The sequence below is a fragment of the Arsenophonus endosymbiont of Apis mellifera genome (assembly GCF_903968575.1).
Taxonomy (GTDB): domain Bacteria; phylum Pseudomonadota; class Gammaproteobacteria; order Enterobacterales; family Enterobacteriaceae; genus Arsenophonus; species Arsenophonus apicola.
Genome location: NZ_CAJCFU010000024.1, coordinates 171,125 through 177,706, shown reverse-complemented (window position 1 = coordinate 177,706; position 6,582 = coordinate 171,125). Strand labels below are relative to the sequence as shown.

Sequence of the window (6,582 nt, the reverse complement as noted above, 5' to 3'; positions counted from 1 at the left end):
AGGGTATGGCTGTTCGCCATTTAAAGTGGTACGCGAGCTGGGTTTAGAACGTCGTGAGACAGTTCGGTCCCTATCTGTCGTGGGCGAAGGAAGATTGAGGGGGGCTGCTCCTAGTACGAGAGGACCGGAGTGGACGCACCACTGGTGTACAGGTTGTCATGCCAATGGCATCGCCTGGTAGCTAAGTGCGGAAGAGATAACCGCTGAAAGCATCTAAGCGGGAAACTTGCCTCAAGATGAGTCTTCCCTGACAGTAATGTCCTATAAGGGGTGTTCGAGACGAGGACGTAGATAGGCTGGGTGTGTAAGCGTAGCGATACGTTGAGCTAACCAGTACTAATGACCCGAGAGGCTTAACCTGACAACACCGAAGGTGTTTTGAGAAGAGAGAAGAGATTTTAGCTTGTTCAGAGATTGGTGCCTGTAAGCGGTTACGGCGCTAGAAGTCAACGGGCGAGATGGCCTGCGCATAGCGAGAGGCAGCCGAGATGAGCGCCCGAGGCAGTAGCGTAACGAAACAGGATAGCGAAAAAAGAATTTGTCTGGCGGTAATAGCGCGGTGGTGCCACCTGATCCCATGCCGAACTCAGAAGTGAAATGCCGTAGCGCCGATGGTAGTGTGGGGTCTCCCCATGTGAGAGTAGGGAGCTGCCAGACGTTAATTTAATGCTAATGGCTGAGGCCATTAGTGAAATAAATCGGGTGGTGCGGTAGTTCAGTTGGTTAGAATACCGGCCTGTCACGCCGGGGGTCGCGGGTTCGAGCCCCGTCCGCACCGCCACCTATTTAGGGGCGTAGTTCAATTGGTAGAGCACCGGTCTCCAAAACCGGGTGTTGGGAGTTCGAGTCTCTCCGCCCCTGCCATTTATAGCTTTATAAATAATGTTATTAAATATCAAAAAACCCAGTTTTATTGACTGGGTATTTTTCTATGGATCCCTCAAAACTATGTTTCTATTTTTAATATTCTAATTTTTATTTATTAAATTGATGGATCTTTAGTCTATCATCTTATTTTTCATAGATATTAGAGACAAAAACATTACGATCGTTTTTTGTACTTTTTGGCCATAATAAATATTTTTTATTAATAATTGGTTATATGGCTAAAAGTTTATATTTTACTTATTCATAATTAATTATTCTTAATAGGTATTTTTACTAATTTATCAATCAATGTTTCGTGTCCATTATTTTGTAACCAAATAGCATAAATTGGTTTGCTATAGACAACGGGCAATAGGGTTTCTAATTCAAGGTATTGATTAAGCCAATGAATGGGTAAAACAGCGGCGGATTTTGTTGGATATAATAGCTCCCGGGCAAGATTAGCCGATGTTGTTAGTAGTGTAGGCGAATTTTCAAGTAAAGATGAATTTTCAGTAATATTGAAATCAGCATTCCAGTCAAGTTTGATAAGATTGAATTTCGATAGCGTTAAATTTTTTTTATTTGTTATCAGTTGTAATTTTATTTCACCAATGATAGCGCTTTCAAACTCATCCATTTTTGGTGGTTCGGTTGCAATAAGTAAATCAAGTTCACGTGAATGAAGCTGTTTTACTAAAGATTGTCGCGTTGATATTCTGCATTCAAGATGAAGCTCTTTATGTTTTTGATAGATAAGTTGTATCCAATTTGTTAAGCATCCTTCCCATAGTAATATTGTTGAGCCTATTGAAAATTCTGTGTGTAATGATTGTTGAGAAATTTCTTTTTTAGCTTGTAGCCAGGTATTTATTAACGATTTTGCGTAGGGAATCAAGCGTTCGCCTGCCGCAGTTAAACGAATGTTATTGCGATGCCGGGCAAATAAAATAGTCCCTAATTGAGTTTCTAATTGACGTATTCGAAAACTGACAGCTGATTGTGTTAGGTATAACGATTCGGCTGCTCGACCAAAATGTCGAGTTTTACTAACTTCTAAAAAAGTTTTTAATAATTCAGTATCCACAACAATCTCCAAAATTTTTAATCTTAACGATTTAAATGTTTTGTTTTACAGAATGCAATAGCTAACTAATACTCCGCGCCATAATGAGTGTGACATTAGAGAGGTAGGAGTGTGTTAGATGGCAGAAAGCTTTATCACGACTAATCGTTTTTTTGATAATAAAAATTATCCTCGAGGTTTTTCTCGTCATGGTGATTTCACCATTAAAGAAGCTCAGTTGTTAGAACGTTGCGGTCAAGCTTTCAATGAACTTGATTTAGGTAAGCGTCAACCACAGACAGAAGAAGAAAAACTTTTTGTAGCTATGTGTCGCGGTGAACGCGAACCTGTGACACTAGAAGAAAAAGTATGGTCTAAGTATATGACTCGTATTAGCCGACCTAAGCGTTTTCATACCTTATCTGGAGGTAAACCACAACTAGATCCCTCAGAAGACTATACCGATACTGAAGATTAATATCATCATAGATCTAAAAAAAGGGGTTTTAGCACCCCTTTATTATGCAATTTGTTTTTGTAACTGAATAAGTAGCTTATCCATACTGCGGTAACTAATTGCTTCAATAATATCAATTTTTTCAATTTGTTGTTGCTGTTTTAAATCGGCAATAGTTCGTGAAACTTTTAATATACGATTCCAAGCTCTGATTGAGAGGCCAAGTTTATTTAATGTTGTTTCTAAAAAAAGGGCATCATTCGGCTTTAGTATACAAAAAAGTGAGGCTTCTTTGCTACTTAGTTTTGCATTAATTTTACCCGAACGTTCAATTTGTTGTTTTCTTGCTTGTATCACTCGTTGTTTTATATTGAAACTGGTTTCATTTGTTGGTGTAGAGTGACTTAATGTCCCTAGTGGTAAAAGAGGTACCTCTATAGAGAGATCAAAACGATCTAAGAATGGCCCAGATATCTTTGCTAGATAACGGAGGATCTGTTTTGGGCTAGCTCGGTTATATATACCTTTATAGTGGCCCATCGCGCTGGGATTTAAAGCGGCAATAAGCTGAATATTGGCTGGAAAATTAACTTTAGCTTTTGCACGCGAAATTATTATTTCACCAGATTCTAAGGGTTCCCTAAGGGCATCGAGTACTTTTCGTTCAAATTCAGCTAGTTCATCAAGAAATAGAATACCATTATGGGCTAAAGATATTTCCCCAGGTTTGGGTAAGCTGCCGCCACCTATTAATGCTGCCATAGAAGCACTGTGATGAGGAGCTCTAAATGGCCGTGTAGGCCATTTTTCGTTATTAAATGAAATATCACATAAACTTTTTATTGAAGCTACCTCTAGCGCTTCTTGATTGGTTAGATCAGGTAAGATAGTAATTAGGCGATTGGCAAGCATGGTCTTACCTGTGCCAGGTGGGCCAAGCAATAAAAGGTTATGTCCTCCGGCGGCTGTAATCTCTAATGCGCGCTTGGCGTGTTGTTGACCAATTATATCATTGATATCAGTTACGTTAGTCTTCTTGTGGTTGGTAATAGGTGTTTCTCGATTGTGAGGTAAAGTATTTTGATCATGTAAGAAATGACAAATAGCTAGTAGATGTTCGCAAAAATAAACACTCTCAGTTGGTAATAAATTTAATTCATTTGCGTTTTCTATAGAAGTAATCAATTTACGCTGATTTTTTAATGCTGCTTGTGCCGCGGTTATTACTCCTGTTATTCGACGAATTTGGCCAGAAAGTGCTAATTCGCCAAGGAATTCAAATTGATTTAATTTTATTGATGTAATTTGTTCCGATGCCGCTAAAATGGCGAGTGCAATAGCGAGATCATAGCGTCCGCCTTCTTTTGGCAGATCGGCAGGTGCTAAATTGATGGTTATTCTTTTAGATGGATACTGAAAACCACTATTTATTAAAGCACTTCTAACACGATCACGCGCTTCTTTTACAGCTGTTTCTGGCAATCCTACTAAGGTAAGACCAGGTAGTCCATTACTAATATGTGCCTCAACAGTTACCCGTGGGGCATGCATACCAATTGAAGCTCTGGTGTAAATAACAGCTAATGCCATATTTCCTCCCTAACATGTCCATATTTCAATTTTCTTCGTCGGTAAATTAAGGACAACTAGATTTTGATGAATATGGGAAGGTTGTTAGAGAAGTATCAGAAATTTTTACTTTTGTTGTAATTTTTTAGGACAGTGTTGTCATTATTTATAATAAAAAATCGGCTATTAATTATTTAAAGCGATCTACATTATAATCTAAGTTTAGCTGATTAAACTTAAGCTAATAATTTTACACAAAGCTAAATAATATTTATATATTGGTGTTATTTTCTATAATTTTTGAATTTTGTAATTTTTTATTTTAATTATTTTCCATAAAATGTTTAATAATCTTATTATAAAGTAAATTTATTGATTCTAATCGTTATTTTTTATTTTTTAATAAAAAAATAAAATAACTATTGTCAAATAAATGGCAACGTGTTAACACTAAATAAGTAAATAAATTATCGAGATCAAAGAACGAATATTATGTCCAACGTGTTTGTCCTAATAATTAACCTAATTATTGTGAGCGTGGTGGTGATTATCCCACCGTGCGGGGCAGCACTTGGAAGAAGAAAGGCAGAATAACTAGCCAGATTTCACAAGAACCCCGCACCGAAAGGCGCGGGGTTTTTTTTAGCTTTAAATTTGTGTTAGTTAGCGGTGAGAATTTAAAAAATAACCACATAAATTAGGGTGCGGGAGCAGATAATGAATGGAGCGCAATGGTTAGTTCAGGCATTAATTAGCCAAGGGGTTGAACAGATTTTTGGTTATCCGGGTGGGGCCATTATGCCTGTTTATGATGCTTTATATGATAGTGATTTGCAGCATCTATTATGTCGTCATGAGCAAGGTGCTGTTATGGCTGCAATTGGTTATGCCAGAGCAACGAATAAACCAGGGATCTGTATCGCAACATCTGGGCCTGGGGCAACGAATTTGATCACTGGTTTAGCTGATGCATTATTAGATTCAGTGCCTATTGTTGCCATAACAGGACAGGTTGCTTTGGAGCTTATTGGCACAGATGCCTTTCAGGAAGTTGACGTTTTAAGTCTTTCTTTAGCTTGTACAAAACACAGTTTCTTAGTGGATTCTGTTGAGATGTTGCCACAGGTGATTACTGAGGCTTTCAGTATTGCGACAACGGGGCGTCCAGGACCCGTCTTAATTGATATTCCTAAAGATATACAGTTACAAACGACCCATTTGCCGCCCTATTTTATGCCAGTTGCACAAAAATCATTTTATTCTGCCAATCAATTAGCAACTGCATGTGAAATTATGCAACAAGCGAAACAGCCTATTTTGTATGTGGGTGGTGGTGTTGGTATGTCAGGAGCGGTCGCTGAGTTGAGAGATTTTATTGCTATCACTGGATTACCCACTGTTTCTACATTAAAGGGACTAGGTGCCGTCACAGCAAATGATCCATATTATTTGGGGATGTTGGGTATGCATGGTAACAAAGCGGCAAATTTTGCAGTACAGGAATGTGATCTATTGCTGGCGGTAGGTGCAAGGTTTGATGATCGTGTGACCGGCAAATTGAATACATTTGCGCCTAATGCCAAAGTCATCCATTTAGATATAGATTGTGCTGAATTGAATAAATTGCGTCAGGCTTATGTTTGTTTACTCGGTGATGCAAAACTATTGTTACCGCAATTAGCACGTCCATTAAATATTGCATCATGGCAAGCCAAAATAAGCGCATTGAAAAGCGAGTATGAATGGAATTATAACTATATTGGGGATGTTATCAATGCCCCTACTTTGTTAAAACAAATCTCAGAACGTATGCATGCTGATACGATTGTTACAACCGATGTTGGACAACATCAGATGTGGACGGCACAGCATATGGCATTTCGAGCACCGGAAAATTTTATTACCTCTAGTGGATTAGGTTCAATGGGATTTGGCATTCCAGCCGCAATTGGCGCTCAGTTAGCTCGCCCTAATGCAGCGGTAATCTGTATTTCAGGTGATGGTTCTTTTATGATGAATATTCAGGAATTAGCTACCATAAAGCGCAAACAATTACCGATCAAAATTGTGCTTATCGATAACCAGCGTTTGGGTATGGTACGTCAGTGGCAAGAACTATTTTTTCAACAACGCTATAGTGAAACCCAGTTAACGGATAATCCAGATTTTATTGCGCTAGCTGCATCATTCAATATTGCCGGTCAGTGTATTACACACACATCAGAAATTAACGACGCACTAGATAGATTATTTAGTCATGCTGGCCCCTTTTTGCTACAGGTGTCTATTAATGAATTAGAAAATGTTTGGCCGTTGGTTCCTCCAGGTGCCAGCAATGAAAAAATGATGGAGCAACCCTTATGAGACACTATCGATTAAATATTGAAGCGCGCTTTCGGCCAGAGATTTTAGAGCGCATTTTGCGGGTAACTCGTCATCGGGGATTTCAGGTTAATGCAATAATTATGAATCAACGATCGGATGGAAATAACGTTAGCATTGAGATAACGGTTAATAGTCAACGTCCACTGAATATACTGTGTTCACAGTTAATTAAATTGGTAGATGTGTTTGATATTGAAATCAAGCAACAAGCTGTCAAACAATCAATCGTAATGTAAGG

Annotated in this window: 6 protein-coding genes, 2 tRNA genes and 2 rRNA genes; 8 read left to right on the top strand and 2 right to left on the bottom strand. The window is 38.5% G+C overall.

The window, feature by feature from the left end; genetic code table 11:
• The 4 genes from H1X92_RS01775 to H1X92_RS01760 form a co-directional block, all read left to right on the top strand.
• Positions 1–361: ribosomal RNA gene (locus H1X92_RS01775) — 23S ribosomal RNA — on the top strand; the annotation flags it as partial.
• Positions 362–541: 180 nt separating this feature from the next.
• A 5S ribosomal RNA gene (gene rrf / locus H1X92_RS01770) occupies positions 542–657 on the top strand.
• A 47-nt stretch (positions 658–704) separates the two neighbouring features.
• Positions 705–781: transfer RNA gene (locus H1X92_RS01765), tRNA-Asp, on the top strand.
• Positions 782–788: 7 nt separating this feature from the next.
• Positions 789–864 (top strand) — tRNA-Trp (locus H1X92_RS01760).
• A gap of 271 nt (positions 865–1,135) precedes the next feature.
• Here H1X92_RS01760 and hdfR read toward each other — a convergent pair.
• A complete protein-coding gene (hdfR, locus tag H1X92_RS01755) occupies positions 1,136–1,954 on the bottom strand; it encodes an HTH-type transcriptional regulator HdfR (protein ID WP_180558592.1) in 819 nt (272 codons plus the stop codon).
• Between the two features lie 118 nt (positions 1,955–2,072).
• On the opposite strand from hdfR, the gene H1X92_RS01750 reads away from it, so the two are divergent.
• Positions 2,073–2,411, top strand: coding sequence for a DUF413 domain-containing protein (locus H1X92_RS01750; protein WP_180558591.1), 339 nt, complete (start codon positions 2,073–2,075; stop codon positions 2,409–2,411).
• 42 nt (positions 2,412–2,453) lie between these two features.
• Here H1X92_RS01750 and H1X92_RS01745 read toward each other — a convergent pair whose 3' ends face one another.
• Positions 2,454–3,980: a YifB family Mg chelatase-like AAA ATPase gene (locus H1X92_RS01745; protein WP_180558590.1), complete on the bottom strand. Its 1,527-nt coding sequence runs from the start codon at positions 3,978–3,980 to the stop codon at positions 2,454–2,456.
• A 471-nt stretch (positions 3,981–4,451) separates the two neighbouring features.
• Between H1X92_RS01745 and H1X92_RS01740 the strand changes: the two genes are divergently transcribed.
• The 3 genes from H1X92_RS01740 (at position 4,452) to ilvM (ending at position 6,580) form a co-directional block, all read left to right on the top strand.
• Positions 4,452–4,553, top strand: a complete 102-nt coding sequence (locus tag H1X92_RS01740; RefSeq protein ID WP_180558589.1) for an IlvGEDA operon leader peptide — start codon at positions 4,452–4,454, stop codon at positions 4,551–4,553.
• Between the two features lie 123 nt (positions 4,554–4,676).
• The gene (gene ilvG / locus H1X92_RS01735; protein ID WP_180558588.1) at positions 4,677–6,323 is read left to right on the top strand and encodes an acetolactate synthase 2 catalytic subunit; all 1,647 of its coding nucleotides are present in this window, start codon (positions 4,677–4,679) and stop codon (positions 6,321–6,323) included.
• Positions 6,320–6,580 carry an acetolactate synthase 2 small subunit gene (gene ilvM, locus H1X92_RS01730; RefSeq protein ID WP_180558587.1) on the top strand — a complete coding sequence of 87 codons (261 nt, stop codon included), beginning with the start codon at positions 6,320–6,322 and terminating at the stop codon, positions 6,578–6,580. The genes ilvG and ilvM overlap by 4 nt, the downstream gene beginning before the upstream one ends.
• Positions 6,581–6,582: the final 2 nt, after the last annotated feature.

Coding starts and splice junctions, on each gene's coding strand:
- ilvM (WP_180558587.1), top strand. CDS start 6,320: ATGAGACACTATCGATTAAATATTGAAGCGCGCTTTCGGCCAGAGATT.
- H1X92_RS01745 (WP_180558590.1), bottom strand. CDS start 3,980: ATGGCATTAGCTGTTATTTACACCAGAGCTTCAATTGGTATGCATGCC.
- ilvG (WP_180558588.1), top strand. CDS start 4,677: ATGAATGGAGCGCAATGGTTAGTTCAGGCATTAATTAGCCAAGGGGTT.
- H1X92_RS01740 (WP_180558589.1), top strand. CDS start 4,452: ATGTCCAACGTGTTTGTCCTAATAATTAACCTAATTATTGTGAGCGTG.
- H1X92_RS01750 (WP_180558591.1), top strand. CDS start 2,073: ATGGCAGAAAGCTTTATCACGACTAATCGTTTTTTTGATAATAAAAAT.